20 protein-coding genes are annotated in these 21556 nt (G+C 73.2%); 11 read left to right on the forward strand and 9 right to left on the reverse strand.

Going from position 1 to position 21556, the window contains the following annotated elements:
* Positions 1-270: 270 nt before the first annotated feature.
* Positions 271-1116, forward strand: a complete 846-nt coding sequence (locus O7607_RS04415) for a hypothetical protein (protein ID WP_269701165.1) — start codon at positions 271-273, stop codon at positions 1114-1116.
* Positions 1117-1180: 64 nt separating this feature from the next.
* Here the strand turns inward: O7607_RS04415 and ligD are convergent, their stop codons facing one another.
* On the reverse strand, positions 1181-2206 hold the full coding sequence (gene ligD, locus O7607_RS04420; RefSeq protein ID WP_269701166.1) for a non-homologous end-joining DNA ligase: 1026 nt from the start codon (positions 2204-2206) through the stop codon (positions 1181-1183).
* Between the two features lie 47 nt (positions 2207-2253).
* Between ligD and msrB the strand changes: the two genes are divergently transcribed.
* Positions 2254-2664, forward strand: a complete 411-nt coding sequence (msrB, locus tag O7607_RS04425) for a peptide-methionine (R)-S-oxide reductase MsrB (RefSeq protein WP_013284828.1) — start codon at positions 2254-2256, stop codon at positions 2662-2664.
* Between the two features lie 8 nt (positions 2665-2672).
* Here msrB and O7607_RS04430 read toward each other — a convergent pair whose 3' ends face one another.
* A complete protein-coding gene (locus O7607_RS04430; RefSeq protein WP_269701167.1) occupies positions 2673-2948 on the reverse strand; it encodes an isoamylase early set domain-containing protein in 276 nt (91 codons plus the stop codon).
* A 155-nt stretch (positions 2949-3103) separates the two neighbouring features.
* Here O7607_RS04430 and O7607_RS04435 point away from each other — a divergent pair, with 155 nt between their 5' ends.
* The 4 genes from O7607_RS04435 to O7607_RS04450 all read left to right on the forward strand — a co-directional run bounded on the left by O7607_RS04435 (position 3104) and on the right by O7607_RS04450 (position 5826).
* Complete coding sequence (locus tag O7607_RS04435) at positions 3104-3364, forward strand: hypothetical protein (RefSeq protein ID WP_030503017.1); 261 nt, start codon at positions 3104-3106, stop codon at positions 3362-3364.
* Positions 3365-3417: 53 nt separating this feature from the next.
* Positions 3418-4089: a hypothetical protein gene (locus O7607_RS04440; RefSeq protein WP_269701169.1), complete on the forward strand. Its 672-nt coding sequence runs from the start codon at positions 3418-3420 to the stop codon at positions 4087-4089.
* Between the two features lie 72 nt (positions 4090-4161).
* A complete protein-coding gene (locus O7607_RS04445; protein ID WP_269701170.1) occupies positions 4162-4605 on the forward strand; it encodes a GNAT family N-acetyltransferase in 444 nt (147 codons plus the stop codon).
* A 105-nt stretch (positions 4606-4710) separates the two neighbouring features.
* A complete protein-coding gene (locus tag O7607_RS04450) occupies positions 4711-5826 on the forward strand; it encodes a lytic polysaccharide monooxygenase (protein WP_269701171.1) in 1116 nt (371 codons plus the stop codon).
* A 96-nt stretch (positions 5827-5922) separates the two neighbouring features.
* Here the strand turns inward: O7607_RS04450 and hemQ are convergent, their stop codons facing one another.
* Genes hemQ through hemE form a run of 3 tightly spaced genes read right to left on the reverse strand, consistent with a single transcriptional unit; the run spans position 5923 to position 9131 of the window.
* Entirely contained in the window at positions 5923-6624 is a 702-nt protein-coding gene (gene hemQ, locus O7607_RS04455) for a hydrogen peroxide-dependent heme synthase (protein WP_120570998.1), read from the reverse strand.
* On the reverse strand, positions 6621-8030 hold the full coding sequence (hemG, locus tag O7607_RS04460; protein ID WP_269701173.1) for a protoporphyrinogen oxidase: 1410 nt from the start codon (positions 8028-8030) through the stop codon (positions 6621-6623). Before hemG ends, hemQ begins: the two co-directional genes overlap by 4 nt.
* Before the next feature lie 9 nt (positions 8031-8039).
* Positions 8040-9131 carry a uroporphyrinogen decarboxylase gene (gene hemE, locus O7607_RS04465; protein ID WP_269701174.1) on the reverse strand — a complete coding sequence of 364 codons (1092 nt, stop codon included), beginning with the start codon at positions 9129-9131 and terminating at the stop codon, positions 8040-8042.
* Positions 9132-9304: 173 nt separating this feature from the next.
* Between hemE and O7607_RS04470 the strand changes: the two genes are divergently transcribed.
* Positions 9305-9874 carry a DUF3000 domain-containing protein gene (locus O7607_RS04470; RefSeq protein ID WP_210898398.1) on the forward strand — a complete coding sequence of 190 codons (570 nt, stop codon included), beginning with the start codon at positions 9305-9307 and terminating at the stop codon, positions 9872-9874.
* 163 nt (positions 9875-10037) lie between these two features.
* Here the strand turns inward: O7607_RS04470 and O7607_RS04475 are convergent, their stop codons facing one another.
* Both O7607_RS04475 and O7607_RS04480 read right to left on the reverse strand, forming a co-directional pair.
* A complete protein-coding gene (locus O7607_RS04475; RefSeq protein ID WP_269701176.1) occupies positions 10038-10853 on the reverse strand; it encodes a hypothetical protein in 816 nt (271 codons plus the stop codon).
* A gap of 92 nt (positions 10854-10945) precedes the next feature.
* Positions 10946-12310 carry a trypsin-like peptidase domain-containing protein gene (locus tag O7607_RS04480; RefSeq protein ID WP_269701177.1) on the reverse strand — a complete coding sequence of 455 codons (1365 nt, stop codon included), beginning with the start codon at positions 12308-12310 and terminating at the stop codon, positions 10946-10948.
* Positions 12311-12541: 231 nt separating this feature from the next.
* Between O7607_RS04480 and O7607_RS04485 the strand changes: the two genes are divergently transcribed.
* The 4 genes from O7607_RS04485 to O7607_RS04500 all read left to right on the forward strand — a co-directional run bounded on the left by O7607_RS04485 (position 12542) and on the right by O7607_RS04500 (position 18187).
* Positions 12542-13864: a ribonuclease D gene (locus tag O7607_RS04485; RefSeq protein WP_269701179.1), complete on the forward strand. Its 1323-nt coding sequence runs from the start codon at positions 12542-12544 to the stop codon at positions 13862-13864.
* A gap of 104 nt (positions 13865-13968) precedes the next feature.
* A complete protein-coding gene (locus tag O7607_RS04490; RefSeq protein ID WP_269701180.1) occupies positions 13969-15162 on the forward strand; it encodes a thiolase family protein in 1194 nt (397 codons plus the stop codon).
* Positions 15159-17225: a 3-hydroxyacyl-CoA dehydrogenase NAD-binding domain-containing protein gene (locus O7607_RS04495; RefSeq protein ID WP_269701182.1), complete on the forward strand. Its 2067-nt coding sequence runs from the start codon at positions 15159-15161 to the stop codon at positions 17223-17225. Before O7607_RS04490 ends, O7607_RS04495 begins: the two co-directional genes overlap by 4 nt.
* 188 nt (positions 17226-17413) lie before the next feature.
* Entirely contained in the window at positions 17414-18187 is a 774-nt protein-coding gene (locus O7607_RS04500) for a hypothetical protein (RefSeq protein ID WP_269701184.1), read from the forward strand.
* A 57-nt stretch (positions 18188-18244) separates the two neighbouring features.
* On the opposite strand, the gene O7607_RS04505 is transcribed toward O7607_RS04500, so the two are convergent.
* Positions 18245-18631, reverse strand: coding sequence for a VOC family protein (locus O7607_RS04505; protein ID WP_269701186.1), 387 nt, complete (start codon positions 18629-18631; stop codon positions 18245-18247).
* A 244-nt stretch (positions 18632-18875) separates the two neighbouring features.
* Complete coding sequence (locus O7607_RS04510; RefSeq protein WP_269701188.1) at positions 18876-21422, reverse strand: malectin domain-containing carbohydrate-binding protein; 2547 nt, start codon at positions 21420-21422, stop codon at positions 18876-18878.
* Between the last annotated feature and the right edge of the window lie 134 nt (positions 21423-21556).

Raw genomic sequence — 21556 nt, forward strand, 5'->3', positions numbered from 1 at the left:
CTGGCCCCGGCGGGCCGACGCCGAGAGAGAGCAGTGAAGCCCCGGAAAAGGTTCGCGCCCGTTACATGATCGTTATCGGTCCCCCGGCACCCCCTCGTCGCACCCCCACCCGCCCTCCCCGTCGATCTTGGAGTTGTGGCACCTCGAATGCGCTCTATGCGGCTTTTGGGAACGACCACAACTCCAAGATCGACGGCGGTCACCGGCGCGGAGGGGAGGGCCCTGTCCACAGGGGCGGACGGGGAGGGCGGCGGGCGGGAAGGTGGGCGGGTGTGGCGGTACGGGGAGTTGCTGGCGGGTGGGACGAGCCGCGGGGCGGTCCGGCACCGGGTGGAAGCGGGACGGCTGTGCCGACTGTCCCGGGGCGTGTACGGCTGCACCGACGACGAGATCAACCGGTTGCGCGCCCTGTTCCGGCGATTGCCGCTGGGAACCGTCGCGGGGTTCCACACCGGTGCGCGACTGCACCGGTTCGGGGCCGTACCCGACGACCGGGTGCACGTGATCGTGCCACCCGGTGTGAGTGCCCGGCGGATCCGGGGCGTGGCGGCGCACCAGACGGTGCTGCCGGTGCCGGACGCGGTGGAGATCGCCGGCATCCCCTGCGCGCCTGCCGCCCGCTGCGCCGTGGATCTGGCCCGGGTGCTCCGGCGGGCGGACGCGCTGCCCGTGCTGGACCTCTGTCTCCGAGCCGGCGCCTGCCGCCGGAAGGACCTGCTGACCGAGGTGGCGTGGCACGCCGGCCTGCGGGGAGTACGACAAGCAGGGCAACTCGTCGCGCTCGCCGACCCGCGCTCGGAGTGCCGGCAGGAGAGCCAACTACGGCTGCTGCTGATCGACGGCGGGTTGCCGTCGCCGGAGCCGCAGCTGTGGGTTCCCGACCAGGACGGGACACCGATCTACCGCCTCGACCTGGGCTACCGCGACCGGCGCATCGGCCTGGAGTACGACGGCGCCTCCCACCTCGACCCCGGCCGGTTGCACCACGACCGCTCCCGGCTCAACTGGCTGGCCGAGCACGGCTGGCGCATACGGATCTACACCGCCACCGACCTCTACCGCCGCCCTCGGCACGTCGTGGCCTCGGTGCGGAGCATGCTCACCGCTCCCGCCTGAGCCGGCGGTACTCGATCACGGCCGCACCGCGCCGTGCGCGCGCCCGCCTGAAAGGGAGACGGCGTCAGGGGCGGGGGCGGTCGCGGTCCTTCGACGGCTGGACCCGCTTCGGCTCGCCGGGCATCTTCGGGTATTCCGGCGGGTACGGCATGTCGCCCAGCCCGTCGGCGGCGTCCCGCTCGGCCCACTCCAGCAGCGGCGTGATGTCCCACGGGGCGTCATCGATGCCGGCGTGCGGGTCGCCGCGCTCGGCGAACCGGGCCGGCACCGTGCCCAGGTGGAAGTCGTCCGGGTCGACCTCGGGCAGCTCGTCCCAGTCGACCGGAGTGGAGACGGTGGCGCGGGCGTTCGCCCGCAGCGAGTACGCGCAGGCGATGGTGCGGTCCCGTGCCATCTGGTTGAAGTCGACGAAGACGCGCTCGCCCCGTTCCTCCTTCCACCAGGCGGTGGTGACCAGCTCGGGGCGGCGGCGTTCCAGCTCCCGGGCCAGCGCGATGGTGGCCCGGCGCACCTCCACGAACGTCCAGCGCGGCTGGATGCGCAGGTAGACGTGCACGCCCCGGCCGCCGGAGGTCTTCGGCCAGCCGGGCACGCCCAGCTCGTCGAGCAGCCCGCGCAGCTCACCGGCGGCGGTCACCGCGTCGCCGAAGTCGGTGCCGGGCTGCGGATCGAGGTCGACGCGCAGCTCGTCGGGCCGGTCGGTGTCGGCGGCGCGCACCGGCCACGGGTGGAACACCACGGTGCCCATCTGCGCCGCCCAGGCCACGTGCGCCAGGTCGGCCGGGCACAGCTCGTCGGCCGGGCGGCCGCTGGGGAAGGCGATCCGCGCGGTGCGGACCCACGGCGGTACGCCCCGCTGCGGCACCCGCTTCTGGAAGAACATCTCCCCCTCGATGCCGTCGGGGAAGCGCTGGAGCGTGGTGGGCCGGTCGCGCAGGGCGCGCATGATCCCGTCGCCGACGGCGAGGTAGTAGCGGAAGACGTCGGCCTTGGTGAAGCCCCGCTGGGGGAAGATCACCCGATCGGGGCTGCTCAGCCGCACCGTGTGCCCGGCTACCTCGATCTCCTCGACCGCGCCCTTGCCCGCCATCACGCGACCATATGCGATGCCACCGACAGCCGACGTACCGTGAAGGGGTGAGTCTTTCCGACAACGAACTGCCCCGTACCGAGGACGAATGGCGCGTGCGGCTGAGCCCCGAGGAGTTCCGGGTGCTCCGCGAGGCCGGCACCGAGGCGCCCTGGACCGGTGAGTACGTCGACACCAAGACCCCCGGCGTCTACCACTGCCGGGCCTGCGGGCTGGAACTGTTCCGCAGCCAGGACAAGTTCGACTCGCACTGCGGCTGGCCGAGCTTCGACGACGCCATCCCGGGCGCGGTCAAGGAGATCCCGGACAACACGCTCGGCATGCGGCGCGTGGAGATCCGCTGCGCGCGCTGCGACAGCCACCTCGGGCACGTCTTCGAGGGTGAGGGCTTCACCCCGAAGGACACCCGGCACTGCGTCAACTCGATCTCGGTGCGGCTGGAGCCCAGCGCCGGCTGACGGCGGCGTCACAGCCGCAGCAGGCCGCCGGCCTCGTCCACCTGGTCGGCGGCCTCGTCGTCGAGCCACACTCCGCCGGTCGCGAGGTAGCGGAAGCGGTACTCCCCCGGCGTCAGCCGGACCGTCACGGTACGGGTGCCGTCGCGGCGCGGCACCAGTTCGTGCCGGCCGGGCTCCCAGCCGTTGAAGCAGCCGACCACGCTCACCGTGCCGGCCGGGGCGTCCCGGGGCAGCGAGAACGTCACCCGGGTCTGGTTACCGAAGAGCTTGTTGCGCTTGATCACGAATCCTCCGGGGATTTTCGGCGGTCACCGGGGTCAACGCTCGACACGCCGGGAGCGACTCGCCGTAGGGCCGGATCAGGTTCGCCGGTTCCGGTTGCTCGATGGTGTCGTCTGCGCAACTCTCGGATGACAGGTCCGTTTTCGGGGGGTTTCGCATGGCAACCTGCGAGGTTTGCGGTAACGACTACTGGATGGCGTTCGAGGTGCGCACGGTCGACGGATCGCGGCACACGTTCGACTGCTTCGAGTGCGCGGTGCACAAGATGGCGCCGATCTGCGAGCACTGCCAGATCAAGATCGTCGGGCACGGTGTCGAGGTCTCCGGCCGCTTCTTCTGCTGCGCCCACTGCGCCCGCGCCGTCGAGGGCGAGCAGGGAGCCGAGGTACGCGACGCGGTCGGCGCCCGCCCCGCCTGACGCGTACCGTCGCGGGGCGCCATCGGCGTCGATCTCCGGCTAGCATCCCTGCGGTGCCCCGACGGATGATCATCGTGGCGGCCCTGACCGCCGCCCTCGCCGGCTGCGGTTCCGCCACCGCGCCCGCCGCCACCACCGCTCCGGCCCTCGCCGCGCCCTCACCCACCGACGGCGGCGCCGCCGCGGCGCTGCGCGACCGGTACGCGGCGACCGGCAGCCTGGCCGGCCTGGCCGAGAAGCCCGAGAACGCCAGCGAGCAACTCGACTCCGACGGCGTCGCCTGTGGTCGCCCACTGCCCCTGCTCGACCGGCGGCTCGTCGTGTCGACCCGGGTCTTCGGCACGCCGGAGGGAACACCGGCCGACGAGTTCGTCGAGGTGGCCCAGGAGACGGTGGTCTACCCGGACGAGGCGACCGCCGCGGACGCGGTCCGGCAGATCTTCGGCGTGCTCCAGGCGTGCGAGCGCGACGAGGAGGCCGGCCAGGTCACCACCGGCCACACCGCCGGGAAGCTGCCCGCCGGGCTGGGCGTGCCGGGCCGGATGGTGTCGGCCACCATGACCCTGTCCGACGGCACCCGTTTCCCGCACCGTTACGGCTGCCTGCAGCAGGACCGGGTGACCCAGTGCGTCTGGGTCTGGACCCGCTCGGCGGCCGACACCGGCACCTGGTTCGAACGCGCCGTCACCGCCACCGCAGCCGGGCTGCGCGCGTCGAAGGGCTGAGCCGGCGCGCCGGTCCGGCGCGCGCCTGGGGTGCGCACGACCGGCCGCAGACGCGCCACCTAACCTGGGCCGATGCCCGTCGAGTCCCACCTGGCCGGTTTCGCCGACCTGGACACCAGCACCTTCCACGACCTGCTCCGGCTGCGCATCGACGTGTTCGTGGTCGAGCAGTCCTGCCCGTACCCGGAACTGGACGGCCGGGACGTCGAGCCCGGCACCCGCCATCTGTGGCTGACCAGCGACGGCGCCGTCGTGGCGTACCTGCGGATCCTGGCCGACCCCGGCGGCGTCGCACGGATCGGGCGGGTGGTGGTGGCGCCGGCGGCCCGCGGCGCGGGCCTGGCCGGCGCGCTGATGGCCGAGGCCTTGGCCGTGGTGGGTGACCGGCCGTGCGTGCTCGACGCGCAGACGCACCTCGTGGGCTTCTACGCGGGATTCGGTTTCGCGGTCGACGGCCCCGGTTACGTCGAGGACGGCATCCCGCACACCCCGATGCGCCGCGACCCAACTAATTGACGTTTGTCACTTTTTGTGGCAACGTGCGGGCGGAGCCGCCACGCGGGAGAGGGCAACTCCCGACAGTCCGGGCGTCGTGCACCGACACCCATCCGGAGGCTTTCCATGTCCACTCCGTACCGCCGCCCGTTACCGCTCGCGGCGGCGATCCTCGCCGTCTGCGCGGTGGTGGCGGCGCTGCTCACCACCGCGTTCTCCGGCCCGGCCTCGGCGCACGGGTCGGTTGTCGACCCGGCCTCGCGCGCCTACAGCTGCTGGCAGCGCTGGGGCGGTGACTTCCAGAACCCGGCCATGGCCACCCAGGACCCGATGTGCTGGCAGGCGTGGCAGGCCGACCCGAACGCCATGTGGAACTGGAACGGCCTGTTCCGCGAGGGCGTGGCCGGCAACCACCAGGGCGCCATCCCGGACGGGCAGCTGTGCAGCGGCGGCCGCACCCAGAGCGGCCGGTACAACGCGCTCGACACGGTCGGCGCCTGGAAGACCGTGCCGGTCACCAACAACTTCCGGGTCAAGTTCTTCGACCAGGCCAGCCACGGCGCCGATTACATCCGGGTGTACGTGACCAAGCAGGGTTTCAACGCGCTCACCTCGCCGCTGCGCTGGAGCGACCTGGAACTGGTCGGCCAGATCGGCAACACCCCGGCCAGCCAGTGGACGCGTGAGGTGGACGGCGTGTCCATCCAGATCCCGGCGAACGCGCCGGGCCGCACCGGCCGGCACATCGTCTACACGATCTGGCAGGCCAGCCACCTGGACCAGTCCTACTACCTGTGCAGTGACGTGGACTTCGGCGGGTCCGGCCCGACCACCCCGCCGACCAGCACCCCGCCCACCAGCACCCCGCCGACGAGCACGCCGCCCACGAGCACGCCGCCGAGCAGCCCGCCGCCGACCACGCCGAACCCGGCCGGTGGCTGCACCGCGACGTACGCGATCACCGGTACGTGGGGTGGCGGTTTCCAGGCCGACGTGAAGGTGACGAACAACAGCGGTTCGCCGATCCGCGGCTGGTCGGTGAGCTGGAACTACCAGAACGGCCAGCAGGTCAGCTCGGCGTGGAACGCCACCGTGAGTACGAGCGGAACGCTGGTGACGGCACGCAACGTGGCCTACAACGGCTCGCTCGCGCCGGGCGCGAGCACCTCGTTCGGCTTCACCGGCTCGGCCGGTGCGACGAACCCGGTGCCCAGCATCGTGTCCTGCACGACGACCTCCTGACGGCTGCCGTCCCGGTCGGGGCCCTGCTCGACACCCGTCGGGGTGTTAAGCGGGGCCCCTTCCTCTACCGCAGGCGTTAAGAAGGGGCCCTTCCTTTCACACCAGGCAGTTGACGATGTCGGCCACCGGGCGGCGGCGGCCGGTGTAGAACGGGATCTCCTCCCGTACGTGCCGGCGGGCGCCGGAGGCGCGCAGGTCCCGCATCAGGTCCACGATCCGGTGCAGCTCGTCGGCCTCGAAGGCGAGCATCCACTCGTAGTCGCCGAGCGCGAACGAGGCGACCGTGTTGGCCCGCACGTCCGGGTAGCCCCGGGCCATCTTGCCGTGCTCGGACAGCAGCTCCCGCCGCTCGGCGTCGGGCAGCAGGTACCACTCGTACGAGCGCACGAACGGGTAGACGCACAGGTAGGCGCGCGGCTGCTCGTCGGCCAGGAACGCCGGGATGTGGCTCTTGTTGAACTCGGCCGGGCGGTGCAGCGCCATCTGCGACCAGACCGGGGTGAGCGCCCGGCCCAGCGTGGTGCGACGGAACCGCAGGTACGCGTCCTGCAGCGCGTCGCTGGACGACGAATGCCACCAGATCATCAGGTCGGCGTCGGCGCGCAGCCCGGCCACGTCGTACGTGCCCCGGATCGTGACGTCCTTGCCGGCCAGCTCGGTGAAGAGCGACTCGACCTCGTCGACGACGTTCTCCCGCAGCGACGGCAGCGGGCTGGTGGCCCGGTACACCGACCACATCGTGTAGCGGATGGTCTCGTTGAGCTCCCGCAGCCGCGCCGCGTTGGTCTGCTCGGTCATGCTGCCGATCCTCCCAGTGCCGTGATGATCTCTTCGGCCGCCGTCTCGCCGGAGCGGACGCAGACCGGAATGCCGACGCCGTCGTAGCCGGCGCCGGCCACCGCCAGCGTCGGGTACGCGGCGCGCAGCGCCGTCCGGACCGCCGCCACCCGGGCGGTGTGCCCGGGCGTGTACTGCGGCAGCGCGCCACCCCATCGCTGCACGTGCCGGGCCACCGGGGCCGGCAGCGGCGCGCCGAGCACCGCCGACAGCTCCCGGTGCACCGTGTCGGCCAGGTCGTCGTCGGTGAGCTGCAGCGACGTCTCGTCGCCGTACCGGCCCACCGAGGCGCGCACCAGCGCCAGCCCGTCCGGCCGCCGCAGGTGCCCCCACTTCGTGGTGAAGAACGTGGACGCCTTGATCGTCAGCCCTTCGCCGGCCGGGACCAGGAAGCCGGACAGCTCCGGCAGGGCCGGGCCGGGCAGCGCGAGGGTGATCAGGGCGACGCTGGCGTAGTCGAGCGCGCCGACCGTGTCGGCCGCCTCGGGCGCGGCGGCGGCGAGCAGCCGGGCGGCCGGGCGGGCCGGCACCGCGAGCAGCACCGCGTCGGCCTCGACGTGCTCGGCGTCGCGGGTCGGCCCGACGGTGAGCCGCCAGCCGGACGGGGTGCGCCGCAGCTCGCGTACCGCCGCGCCCCGGCGGATCGTCGCCCCGCTCGCCGTCGCCGCCGCCTCGACGAGCGTGCTCAGCCCACCGGCCAGGGTGCCGAAGACGGGTGCGCCGGGCGCGCGCGGCGCGGCGGCCTGCGCGGCGCGTACCGCACCGACGAGCGTGTGCTCGGCCCGGGCCGCGCGGGCCAGCGCCGGCATCGTGGTCACAAGCGACAGGTCGTCGGCCCGCCCCGCGTACACGCCGCCGAGCATCGGGTCGACCAGCCGGTCCACCACCGCGTCACCGAGACGCTTGCGGACCAGCTCACCGACCGACGTGTCCTCGCCGTCGGCCAGCAGCGGGTGGCCCGCGTCGCGGTCGGCGTCCGCGGCCGGCGGCGCGACCGCCGCCACCTTGTCCAGATCCCCGGGTACGCCGACGAGCGTGCCGCCCGGCACCTGGTGCAACGTGCCGTCGACGAGCAGGGCGGCCTGCCCGACCGTCGGGTGCACGATCGACGCGTCCAGGCCGAGGCGCCGGGCCAGCGTGACCGCTGCCGACTCGCCACCGGCCGGGTCGCGCATCAGGAACGACTCCGCGCCGAACTCGACCGGCCCACCGGCGAGCTCACCGGTGAACAGCTTGCCGCCGAGGCGGCCGGACTGCTCGTACACGGTGACCTCGGTGCCCTCGGGGGCCCGGTCGCGCAACCGGACGGCGGCGGCCAGCCCGGTGATCCCGCCACCGACGATTGCCACCCGCCACGGTCGCACCACTGTCTCCTCCTAGCGCTCCGGTCGCGTGGTCAGCTCGTGCACCAGCGCGACCACCCGGGTCAGCACCTCGGGGTCGGTTTCCGGCAGGACGCCGTGACCGAGGTTGAACACGTGGCCGGGAGCGGCCCGGCCCTGCTCGACGATGCGCCGCACCTCGGTCTCCACCACCGGCCAGGGGGCGAGCAGCACGGTCGGGTCGAGGTTGCCCTGCACCGCCTTGTCCGGCCCGATCCGGCCGGTGGCGACGTCCAGCGGCGTACGCCAGTCCACGCCCACCACGTCGGCGCCGGCCTCGCCCATCGCGCCGAGCAGCTCACCGGTGCCCACCCCGAAGTGGATGCGCGGCACGCCGGCGCCGGCGAGCCCGCCCAGCACGTACGTCGAGTGCGGCAGCACGAAACGGCGGTAGTCGGCCTCGGAGAGCGCACCGGCCCACGAGTCGAACAGCTGCACCGCGGAGACGCCGGCGTCGATCTGCACCTGGAGGAACGCCAGCGTCACCTCGGCCAGCCGGGCGCACAGCGCGTGCCACAGGTCCGGGTCGCCGTACATCAGCGCCTTGGTCTTGGCGTGGGTCCGCGACGGCCCGCCCTCGACCAGGTAGCTGGCGAGCGTGAACGGCGCCCCGGCGAAGCCGATCAGCGGGGTGTCGCCCAGCTCGACGACGAGCCGGCGGACCGCCTCGTCCACGTACGACACCTCGTCGCGGCCGATCGGGGTGATCCGCTCGACGTCGGCGGCGGTACGGATCGGCTCGGCCACCACCGGGCCGGTGCCGGGCACGATGTCCAGGTCGATGCCGGCCGCGGCGACCGGCACCACGATGTCGCTGAACAGGATCGCCGCGTCGACGCCGTGCCGGCGCACCGGCTGGAGCGTGATCTCGGTGACCAGGTCGGGCCGGCGGCAGGACTCCAGCATCGGCACGTTCGCCCGGATCTCGCGGTACTCCGGCAGCGACCGGCCGGCCTGGCGCATGAACCAGACCGGGGTGTGCGGGCCCGGCTCGCGCCGGCAGGCGCGCACGAAGGGCGAGTCGGCCGGCCCGCCGCGGCGGGGTTCTCCGTCTCGGGCGGCAGTGCCCGTGGTGTCGGTGGTCATCGCGGCAATCGTGCCACGCCCCCGGCACGCGCCCGCGCTCACCGTCCGCATTTGTGACGTAGAAGGAAGGGCCCCCGCTTAACGCCTCCGGTAGAGGAAGGGCCCCTTCTTAACCGTCGATCAACCGGCGCGCCGTCACGCACCGCGCGGCGGGCGCGGCATAGGCTGCCCGCATGGCCCCCCCGATCGCGCTCCCGGAAACGTTCGCTCGCGCGGTCGCGGGGCTGCGATCGGTGACACCCCGCCCGGAGATCGTCCTCGAGGAGGTCGGCGCGCCGCAGCGGCTGGCCCCGTACGCGTTCGCGCTCTCCGCCGCCGTGATGCGCGACGACGACGAGGTGGCCACCGGCCGGCTGATCCTGCTGCACGACCCGGCCGGGCACGAGGCGTGGCAGGGCACGCTGCGCCTGGTCACGTACGTCACCGCCGAACTGGAGGTCGACCTGGCCAGCGATCCGCTGCTGCCCGGCGTCGGCTGGACCTGGCTGACCGACGCGCTGGACGCGCAGGGCGCCGGGCACCGGGCGATCGGCGGCACCGTCACCCAGACGCTGTCCACCCGCTTCGGCGAGCTGGCCGGCCCGCCCGCCGCCGGTGACATCGAGATCCGCGCCTCCTGGACACCGCTGCGCGCCGACCTGGGCCCGCACCTGCTCGGCTGGTGCACGCTGCTGGCCTCCACGGCCGGCCTGCCGCCGCCCGGCGTCACCGCGCTGCCCCGCCGCTCCGCCGGCGCCGCCTGACCGCCGCCCGTCGGCTCGCGAGGGCCGCGTACCGGCACACGGGTCGCCTCACGCGCGACGACCGTTGCGGCGGGCCGGGCGCGGTTCGCCGCCGGCGTACCCCCGGGGTTGACGCGCGAAGGCCGCCCCGCGCGTGCGGGACGGCCTCACGGCGGACGCCGGATCAGAGGTAGTTCTCGGCCTCGTCGCAGACCTTGTCCAGGCCCTTGTTCGCCGCCTCGAAGGCCGCCCGGTCGCCGCGCGACGCCGCCGCGATGGCGGTGGTCAGCTTGTCCAGGCAGCTCGCGATGACCTTCTTCTGCCGGGCCTGCTCGTCCCGGTCGTTCTTGGTGCCGGTCAGGTCCTGCTGGGTGTCCGACAGCCGATCCTGGACGGTCTTCAGCTCACCCTTGAGCTTCTCCATCTCCTGCTGGTTCGCCGAGATGGTGCCGTCGCGCTGGCTGACCAGCTGCCGGGACTTGTCCAGCTCGCCGTTCGTGGAGACGTACAGGAAGGTCATCACGCCGCCGAAGACGAGCAGCAACGCGGCGACGAGGCCGAGCACCAGCACAGCGACCTTCCGGCTGCCGCCGGCGGCCGGGGCGGCACCGGGCGGACCGTACGGGCCGGGCGGCCCGGACATCGGCGGCGGCCCGAAGCCGGGGCCGGACACCGGTGGAGCGGACGCTGGCGGGACCGACATCGGCTGCGCGTAACCAGGGCCGGAGACCGGCGGGACGGACACCGGCGGCGCCGACATCGGCTGTGCCGGCGGAGGCACCGGGGCGGCGCCCGGCGCGTAGCCCGGCTGTCCCGGCGCGGCGGGCGGATATCCGGCGTACCCGGGGGCGCCGTCGGGCGCGGCGGGCTGGTGCAGGGTCGGCGCGGGCTGGTTCGGGTCGTACTGCTGGGGCGCGGGCCGGCTGCCGTACACGTTGCCGTAGACCGTGCCCCCCGGCGCCGGGGGCGGGTTGTCGCCCCCGGCCGGTGGGTAGGACATGTCGTTCCTCCAGATGTGCTGGTCCCCCGCGGGGTGGCCCGATGGGCCGGGGTCGATGCGGTGCGGTCACCCACACCGGTGTGGGCGGCCGGTCAGCAGAGGCGGAACCGGTCGCAGGCGGTCTTGATCGGCACCGCGAGCCCGATGCCCTCGGCGTTGCGGGCCTTGGCCGTGGCGATGCCGACGACCTCCTTCGAGCCGTTGATGACCGGGCCGCCGGAGTTGCCCGGGTTGATCGGCGCGTCGAACTGGATCACCGGGCCACCGCCGCTCTCGTCCTCGCGGAACGCGCTGACCACGCCCGTGGTGACGCTGTCCTGCAACCCGAGCGGCGCGCCGACCACGATGATCTGCTGGCCGGACCGCACCGGGGCGCGGGCCGCGACCAGACCGGTGAACTTGGCCGTGGTCCGCAGCTGCGCCAGGTCCTTGTCCTTGTCGGTGGCGATGATCGTCGCCTCGAACCGCTGGTCCTTGCGCTCCAGGAACACCTTGCGCTCACCGGCGGTGAAGACCGACTCGACCACGTGGAAGTTCGTCAGCAGCGTGGTGCCGCCGCCGGAGGGGGCCTTGCCGACGGCGAACGCCGTACCGGTGAACTGCCCGGCCCGCACCCGGAACACGCTCGGCAGCACCGCGCCGGCCACCGCCTCCGGGTTGAAGGCCGCGTCGGCCTGCTTCTCCAGGCTGCCGGCGCGCTGCTCCAGGCCGTCGAGCCGGCTGGCGTCCGCGCCCTGCCCCTCGGCCATCCGCTTGTCGGCGGCGGCGAGCCGGTCGTCGAGCCGGTAGATCTGGTACGCCTGCACGCCGGTGACCAGCGCCAGCACCGCGGCCAGGGCCAGCGCCACCACCGCCAGGCGGCTGCGCCGGGCCGGCGGGCCGGCGGGCGGCGTGCCGAAGCCGGCCGGGCCGCCGGCGAGGGCCTGCTGACCCGGGTACGCCGAGGCGGGCGCGGACACGGGCTGGCCCGGGTAGGACGGCGCGGCGGGCCGGGGGTCCGGGTAGGACGACGAGCCCGGCCCGCCCGGATACGACGGCGACGCGGCCGGCTGACCCGGGTACGCCGGAGCGGACGCCCGGGAGGTCTGCGGCGGTACGGACCCGTAGGACGACGGCTGGGCCGTTCCGGTGCCGTAGGACGACTGCCCGGGCTGGGGGCCGTAGGACGACCCGCCCGGCCGGGCCGGGGTCGCGACGCCGGACGCGGCGGCATAGGGCGTGGACTGCGGCGGGCCCGACGGGTCCGGGTATCCCGCGGACGGCTGGCCGGCGCGTCCCGGCGGCGCCGGGCAGCCGGGCGCGCCGCCCCACTCGGCTCCACCGCCGAACGATCCGGGCGCCGGTGCCGGAGCGCCGGGCGGGGCGAAGCGCGGCGGCAGCGGCCCCGGCCGGTCGGCTGCCGTGTCGCCGCCGCCCTGACCCGGCGCGTCGTCGCCGGTTCCGTACCCGCCTGTCATGTTCGTCCGTCCTCCCCGTCGGCTTCACCGACGCCCCCCGGCCGCTGTGGCATCCGTACGCCGTTCGCGGCTCGATGGACCGTACCGGCGGGATCGGGCTTTGTCTTCCCCCTTGTCCGACCCTCTCACGGCCCCGCAACCCGCACCTTTCCGGTCACCCGGCGGCCGTCTCGCCGACACGCGCCCGACCGGCTGCGCACACCGGATCGTCCGGCCTACTAGGGTTGTCAGGTGACCGACGAACCACCCCTGCGCCGTCGGGCCGCCGAAAGCCGTACCGGAGAGGCGTCCGCCCGTCCGACGTCGGCCCTGCCGGAGCCGGCGGACGCGGGGCCCGAGACCGATCCGGGCGCGGCCGTCCCCCTGACCGCGCCGCGCGAGGGCACGCCCGCTCCGGTGGCCACACCTGCCGAGCTGGACGAGGTCGTGGCCCGCTTCGCGGCCGGCACCGGCCCGGTTGCCCTGGACGCCGAACGCGCCTCCGGCTACCGCTACAGCCAGCGCGCCTATCTGGTGCAGCTGCGCCGCGGCGGCGCCGGCACCGCGCTCATCGACCCGCTGCCACTGCCCGACCTGTCCGCCCTGGACACGGCGATCGCCGAGACCGAGTGGGTGCTGCACGCGGCCAGCCAGGATCTCGCCTGCCTGGCCGAGGTGGGGCTGCGCCCGCGCCGGTTGTTCGACACCGAACTGGCCGCCCGGCTGGCCGGATTCGAGCGGGTCGGCCTGGCCGCGCTGACCGAACAGCTGCTCGGCTTCAGCCTGGAGAAGCACCACTCGGCCGCCGACTGGTCGAGCCGGCCGCTGCCGGAGTCCTGGCTGACGTACGCGGCGCTGGACGTCGAACTGCTCGTGGATCTGCGCGACGCGCTGGACGAGGAGTTGCAGCGGCAGGGCAAGTCCGGCTGGGCGGCGGAGGAGTTCGACGCGCTGGTGCGCAACGGCGCCCGTCCGCCGCGCGTGCGCGCGGAGCCGTGGCGGCGCACGTCCGGCATCCATCGGGTACGCGGCGCGCGCGCCCAGGCCCGGGTGCGATCCCTCTGGTACGCGCGGGACCAGATCGCCTCCCGCCGGGACGCCGCGCCGGGGCGGGTGCTGCCCGACTCGGCCATCGTGGCCGCCGCCGAGCTGGACCCGAAGGACGAGAAGACACTGCTGACGCTCCCCGGGTTCGGAGGGCGGTCGGTGCGCCGGCTGGCGCGTACCTGGCTGGCGGCGCTCGACGACGCGCGCCAGTTGCCGGACGACGCGTTGCCGGTGAGCCCGGCCGTGGAGGGGCCGCCTCCGCCGCACCGCTGGGCCGAACGCGACCCGGTGGCGGCCGGCCGGCTGGCCCGTGCCCGGGAGGTGGTGGTCGGCGCCGCCGGGGCGCACCGGCTGCCGGCGGAGAACCTGATCGCACCGGACTCGATCCGCCGGCTGGCGTGGCAGCCGCCCGCGGAGATCACCGACGACACGGTGGCGGAGACGCTGCGCGGGTTCGGGGCCCGGGAGTGGCAGATCGGGCTGCTCCTGCCCGCTCTGACGGAGGCGTTGCGCACCCCGCAGCAGTGACGGCCGCGGGCGGGGTGTGAGGTGGGCCACGCGGGGGGTGGTGCCACGTCTGGTTACTGACGAGTAGCATCCGGGGGAAATGCCCGTGCCGAGGGAGGCTCCAAGTGCCCCGTGAAGTCCGGGATGTCGTCTTCGTCGACGGCGTCCGTACCCCGTTCGGCAAGGCGGGTGGGATGTACGCCAACACCCGCGCCGACGATCTGGTGATCCGCTGCATCCGCGAGCTGATGCGCCGCAACCCGCAACTGCCGCCGGAGAAGGTGGAGGAGGTGGCCATCGCCGCCACCACCCAGATCGGTGACCAGGGCCTGACCATCGGCCGCACCGCCGCCCTGCTGGCCGGCCTGCCCAAGACCGTGCCCGGCTTCGCCATCGACCGGATGTGCGCCGGCGCGATGACCGCCGTCACCACAGTGGCCAGCGGCATCGCCATGGGCGCGTACGACGTCGCCATCGCCGGCGGCGTCGAGCACATGGGCCGCCACCCGATGGGCGAGGGCGTCGACCCCAACCCGCGCATCGTCGCGGAGAAGCTCGTCGACCCGTCCGCCCTGGTGATGGGCTCCACCGCGGAGAACCTGCACGACCGCGTCCCGCACATCACCAAGGAGCGCACCGACGCGTTCGCGCTGGCGTCGCAGCAGAAGACCGCCAAGGCGTACGCCAACGGCAAGCTCCAGGGCGACCTGGTGCCGGTGGCGACCCGCGACCCGGAGACGGGCTGGGGTCTGGCCACCGTGGACGAGGCGCCCCGCGACACCTCGATGGAGAAGCTGGCGAGCCTGAAGACCCCGTTCCGGCCGCACGGCAAGGTCACCGCCGGTAACGCGGCCGGCCTGAACGACGGCGCCACCGCCGCGCTGCTGGTGGCCGAGGAGACCGCCCGCGAGCTGGGCCTGCCGGTCGGCATGCGCCTGGTGTCGTTCGGTTTCGTCGGCGTCGAGCCCGAGGTGATGGGCGTCGGCCCGATCCCGTCGACCGAGAAGGCGCTGCGCATCGCCGGCCTGAGCATCGACGACATCGGCCTGTTCGAGCTGAACGAGGCGTTCGCGGTGCAGGTGCTCGCCTTCCTCGACCACTTCGGCATCGCCGACGACGACCCGCGGGTCAACCCGTGGGGCGGCGCGATCGCCATCGGTCACCCGCTCGCGTCCTCCGGCGTCCGGCTGATGACCCAGCTCGCCCGCCAGTTCGCCGAGCACCCCGAGGTCCGCTACGGCCTCACCGCCATGTGCATCGGCATCGGCATGGGCGGCACCGTGATCTGGGAGAACCCGCACTGGGAGGGCAACAAGTGAGCGCGCTCGCCGCACCGAACGAGGTCGTCACCAAGGCGCTGCTGCGCCAGGTGTCCGTACCCGGGCTGGACCGGCCCGCCGCCCTCATCACCCTGGACAACGGCTTCGACCACACCAAGCCGAACACCTTCGGCCCGGCCGGCCTGACCAGCCTGGACGAGGCGATCACCGCCGCGCTGGCGGCGGAGCCGGCGTTCATCGCGGTCACCGGCAAGCCGTACATCTTCTGCGTGGGCGCCGACATCGTCGGCCTGCCCGCGCTGGAGAACCGCGAGCAGGCGCTGGAGATCGGGCGGCTGGGCCACCGGGTCTTCGCCCGGCTCAAGGACAGCGACGTCCCCACCTTCGCGTTCGTCAACGGCGCGGCGATGGGTGGCGGCCTGGAGCTGGCGCTGCACTGCCACTACCGGACCCTGTCGGCGGGCGCGGCGGCCCTCGCGCTGCCCGAGGTCTCGCTCGGCCTGATCCCCGGCTGGGGCGGTACGCAGCTGCTGCCGAACCTGATCGGCATCCCGGCCGCGACGCAGGTGATCATCCAGAACCCGCTGATGCAGAACAAGATGCTCAAGCCGAAGCAGGCTGCCGAGATGGGCATCGCGGACGTGCTGCTGGAGCCGGCCGACTTCGTGGAGCGGTCGCTGGAGTGGGCCGCCGGCGTGGTCCGGGGCGAGGTCGCCGTCACCCGTCCCGAGGTCGACAAGGACATGTGGGCGGGCGTGCTCTACTTCGCCCGGCAGACCCTGGACCAGCGGCTGCACGGCGCGGTCCCGTCCGCGTACAAGGCGCTGGACCTGCTGGAGACGGCGAAGGACGCCGACTTCGCCACCGGCACCGCGGCGGAGGACGAGGCCCTGGCGGACCTGGTCTTCTCCGAGGAGCTGCGCAGCGGCCTGTACGCCTTCGACCTGGTGCAGCGGCGGGCCAAGCGCCCGGCCGGCGCGCCGGACAAGGGCCTGGCCCGCCCGGTCACCAAGGTCGGCATCGTCGGTGCCGGTCTGATGGCCAGCCAGCTCGCGCTGCTGTTCGCCCGGCGGCTGCAGGTGCCGGTCGTGATGACCGACCTGGATCAGTCCCGGGTGGACAAGGGTGTCGGCTACGTGCACACCCAGATCGAGAAGGCCGTCAGCAAGGGCCGGATGGACAAGGGCACCGCGGCCAAGCTGTACGGCCTGGTCAGCGGCTCGGTCGACAAGTCCGTCTTCGCCGACGCCGACTTCGTCATCGAGGCCGTGTTCGAGGACCTGGGCGTCAAGAAGCAGGTCTGGGCCGAGCTGGAGAAGATCGTCAAGCCGGAGGCGGTGCTCGCCACCAACACCAGCTCGCTGTCCATCACCGCGATGGCCGCCGAGCTGGAGCACCCGGAGCGGGTGGTCGGCTTCCACTTCTTCAACCCGGTCGCGGTGCTGCCGCTGCTGGAGATCGTCCGCGGCGAGCGGACCGACGACGTCACGCTGGCCACCGCGTTCGCGGTCGGCAAGCAGCTCAAGAAGTCGTCGGTGCTGGTGAAGGACGCCCCCGCGTTCGTGGTGAACCGACTGCTGACCCGCTTCCTCGGCACCGTGTTCGCGGCCGTCGACCAGGGCACCCCGCTGGACGTGGCGAACAGCGCGCTGGACCCGCTGGGCCTGCCGATGCGCCCGCTGGCGCTGCTGCAGCTCGTCGGGCCGGCCGTGGCGTACCACGTCGGCGGCACCCTGCACGAGGCGTTCCCGGACCGGTTCGGCGTCAGCGAGAACCTCAAGCGGATCGCCGACTCGGGCCAGCCGATCGTGGTCGACGACCAGATCAACGACGAGGTGGCGAAGCTGCTGGTGGTCGGCGACGAGCCGCTCACCGCCGAGCAGGTCCGGCAGAACGCGCTGGACGCGCTGGCGCAGGAGATCCGGCTCATGCTCGACGAGGGCGTCGTCGCCGAGGCGCAGGACATCGACCTGTGCATGATCCTCGGTGCCGGCTGGCCGTTCCACCTGGGCGGCGTCACGCCGTACCTGGACCGGACCGGCACCTCCGAGCGGGTGACCGGAAAGCGGTTCCTGCCGCGCGGCGTGGCAAGCCTGCGCTGAGGCGACCGCACCGCATCGATCGCGGTGGTCGGGCTGTCCGTTCCGGACGGTGCGGCCACCGCGATCGGCGTTCGCGGCCCAGGTCACGGGTAGGTCGCGGTTTGGTGTCCCCGCCCTTGTGCGGACAGCGGGTTGTCGGTGGTCCTGGCTACGATCACGCGTCCAGTTTTCTCACAGGAGCTGCCTACATGTCCCAGCCGCCGTCCAGTCCCTACCCCGGCAACTACCCCTCCCCCCAGCAACAGCCCGGTGGCTACCAGCCGCCGCAGCAGCCGCAGTACGGCGGTGACTACCCGCAGGCTCCTCAGCAGCAGTACGGCGGCGACTACCCGCCGCAGCAGCAGTACGGCAGCCAGCTCGGTGCGCCGGTCCCGCCGAAGAAGAAGTCCGGCGCCGGCAAGGTCCTGCTGATCGTCCTCGCCGTGGTCCTGGTGCTCTGCGTCGGCGGCGGTGTCGCCGCCTACTTCGCCACGAAGGACACCGTCGACGAGGTGGTGACCGCCACCAAGACCCGCGTGGTCGAGCCGCAGACGCTCGGCGGTCGGGCGAAGGTCACCGACCCGCAGCTGCAGTCCGCCGCGGCGGAGATGAAGGCCCAGCTCAGCAAGGACGTGCCGGACGCGACCAGCACCGTCGGCGCCTTCTACGGCGACCCGGCCAAGAAGGACCTGGTCATGATCGCCGCGGTGTCCGGCGTCATCGCCGACCCGAAGAAGGAGCTGGCCGACGCCACCGCGGCGGTCACCCCGGACCTGGCCACCAAGGACTTCAAGACGGTCGACGCGGGCCCGCTGGGCGGCGACGCCAAGTGCTCCGACGGCAAGGCGTCGGACGTGCCGGTGGCGGTGTGCATCTGGGTCGACCGGGGCAGCCTCGGCATGGTGGTGGTCTACTTCAAGTCCGCGGCCGAGCTCCAGTCGGAGTTCGTGACCATGCGCGGCGAGATCGAGAAGCAGGACTGACACCTGTCACGCACCGGGCCCCCGCCGTCACGGCGGGGGCCCGGTGTCGTTTCCGGATCAGGCGGACGCGGCTCGTTCCGCGTGGCTCCGGCAGACGCAGAACTCGTTGCCCTCCGGGTCGGCCAGCACCACCCAGCCGGTCCCGTCCGGCCGGCGCCGGTCGGCCACCACCGTGGCGCCGAGGTCGCGCAGCCGCGCCACCTCCTCGTCCCGGGTGCCCTCGGCCGGGTGCAGGTCGATGTGGAAGGCACCCTTGCCGTGCCGCTCGCCCACCTGGACGAACAGCAGGTCGGGGCCGTCCCCGTCGGGTGCGACGAGGACCGCCTCCGGGTCGCCCGGGTGGTCGTCGTCGGCGAGCCGGCGGTCGAGCACGCGGGCCCACCAGCCGGCCAGGACGTACGGGTCGTCGGACTCGACGGTCACGCAGTGGATCTGTGCACTCACGGTGCTTCCTCCTGTGGGGAACGCGCCCCGGCACAGTGGGAACGTCAGCGGGGAACGCGGGGCGCGGGACTGTTCACGACGGACATCGACCACACCCCCTTCCACACTCGAGCTGACCCGGTTGATCATTCCACCGCCCCACGGCGCACACAACCCCACCCGCGCAAGGAAGGGCCCCTTGTTAACAGCGAGGTGTTAACAAGGGGCCCTTCCTCTACCGGAGGCGTTAAGAAGGTGCCCTTCCTTACGGGCCGACGAACACCGCCTTCGCGCGCCAGTCGACGCCGTCGACCCCCGGGCCGCTGCGCACCGTGAACGACGCCGACGGAACGGCGTTCGTCCAGTCGGTGGCGGACAGGTCACCGGTGTTGCGGTTCACCTTGTAGAGCGTGGTGCCGGCGACGAAGATCGCACCCGCGTCGGCGAACCCGCTCGCCCCGGCCACGGTGAACCGGTCGGCGCCGACCACGCCGCTGTCCGGCGTGAACCAGCGCCAGAACAGGCCGTTCTGCCCGGACAGCGAGTAGTAGAGCCGCCCGTCCCGGTAGAGCATGCCGGTCACGTTCGGGATCTCGGCGTAGAAGCCGGTGGTCGCGCCGACGTACGTCTGCCCGGTCGGTCCGGAGTTGGTGATCACGTTGTCCCAGTACGGGTCGTGGTACGGGTCCACCAGTTCCGGCGTGCCGAACGTGGTCCCGTCGAACGTGCGCCGGTACAGCGCGCCGTCGGCGCCGTAGAACACCGTCCCGCCGACCCAGAAGGCGCCACGCGCACCCGTCCAGACGGTCCCGTCCGGGTCCGCCACCGGGTCCGGCGCGCCGACGGCGCTCTGCCCGTCGTACGAGCGCACCTGCACCGGCGTGGCGCTGCCGGTGGGCGGGGGCCCGGTCTTGACGATCTCGACGGCGTTGACGAGCGGGTTCTCCCGCACGTGACGGAACTCGATGTCGATCGAGCCGTCGCTGACCACCGTGAACTCCCGCATGGTGCCCACGTTGTGCCCGGCGGCGGCGGACAGGTCGAGGTCGTCGAGGACGACTCCGCCTTCCAGCGCCACGTCGAAGATCCGGGTGCCGGCCGTGGAGGTGCCCGCGTACCGGTTGGCCATGTAGAGCCGCACGTGCACCTCGGTGCCGGTGGGCACCGGGAACTGCCACGCCATCTCCGCGCCGCCGGACGGGTCGTACCGCTCGTCGTTGTAGAGCTGGGCCGGGGTGCCGGCCGGCACCGTCGAGTCCAGGCTCGCGGGCGTCGTGTAGCTGGAGGCGCTGCTGCCGGAGTTGCGGTACGGGCTGGGGCTGGAGTTGGTGTCGGCCGACCAGTCCGGCCCGCCGTCGGTGGAGGCGACGGCCGAGCCGCCCGCGTTCACCCGGTACAGCACGTTCGTCGGCTGTGGCAGGCCGGCCTGGTAGACGTTGCCGGGCAGTGTCGCGGTGGTGGTCGGGTGCGGCGCCTTGCCGCCGGCCAGCGGGAAGAACGCGATCCGCTCCCGGCGGTACTGGAAGTTGCCGATCCAGAGCGTGTCGCCGCCGATCCAGAGCCCGGACTCGGTGACGAGCATCTCGGACGCGCCGATGCCGCGCGGGTGCCGGCCCGGGTTCCAGGACAGCGGCAGGCCGTTGACCGGGTCGAGCGCGGCGATGCTGGCCCGGCCGACCGCGCCGGCCCGGGCGTTGTCGGTGCCCGTGGTGTTGTTGAGCCAGCGGAGGTGACCGCCGACGTACACCGCCTGCTCGCTGATGCCGACGGACAGGAACGTGTCGCCGCCGCTGTAGTCGACCCACGTCGGCTGGAGGTTGGCACCGGTCGCGCCGGCCTCCCAGCGGGCCGCGGTGTCGCAGAGCGTGCCGCTGTAGGGGGCGCCGGTGGTGACCACCACGAAGTAGCTGTTGTCCGGGGAGAACGCGACGTCCCGGACGTACGAGTCGAACGACTGCCACTTGCAACGCGGCGTGTAGCGGGCCGTGTTCCAGTCCGCGACGGTGGCGGCGGTGGCACCGAGGTCGATCTTGACGATCTGGTCGTGCAGGACCCCGTCGGCGTTCTTGAAGTTGCCGATGACGACGAGCTGCGTGCCGTCCGGCGAGACGGCCAGCTTCTCCGCGCCCACGCCGGCCTTGGCGCCGCTGACGCCGTCCCAGTTGTGGTTCTCGGTCAGCGTCGTGGTGAGGTAGCTGTCGACCGCGCCGGTGGTGGCGTTGAGCGAGGCGAGCCCGCCGCGCGGGTTGGGGTTGCCGGCCGTGGTGAAGATGCCGCCGACCAGCAGCCGGTTGCCGACCAGCGCGATGTCCTTGACCAGCCCGTTGAACGCCGGCGGCGCGAAGCTGGTGACGACCGCCCCGGTGGCGACGTCGAGCAGGGCGACCTTGCGCCGGGTCACGCCGTTGACGGTGTTGAACTTGCCGGCCACGAAGACCGTGCCCGCCGTGGGGCCGGCGACGACCGCTGTCACCTCGTTGTCGAGCGTGGGTGCGAACGCCGTGTCCACCTGTCCGGTGGCCTTGTCGAAGGCGAGCAGGTAGTTCCGGGGGATGTCGACGTCGGAGTTGCGGTTCTGCACCCGGGTGAAGGAGCCGCCCGCGATGATCTTCGTGCCGGCGTCGTGGATCGCGTCGACCGAGCCGTCCTGCACGTCGGGTGAGGCGGCGGAGGGAACGGTGTGGACCACTTTGTCGTGGCCGGGCGCGGCGGCGGCCGCGGGCGTGGCCGGAGAGAGTCCGGCGACGGTGAGGGCGCCGGCGGTGAGGACCGCGAGAAGACGGCGGCGGCGCGGGGCCGAGTGGTGGGTCACGGGCAGCTCCGGTGGGTGAGCAGGGTGAGGCGTCGCTGCGCTTACTCTCGGTTGATCCCCGGCTCCGCGTCCAGCGTGAGCGGCGCATTCTGCCCGACCACCGTGCCGCCGGGACCGACCACCGTCGGGTCCGG

Origin of the sequence: Micromonospora sp. WMMA1949, from assembly GCF_027460145.1 — a bacterium.
Lineage (GTDB): Bacteria > Actinomycetota > Actinomycetes > Mycobacteriales > Micromonosporaceae > Micromonospora.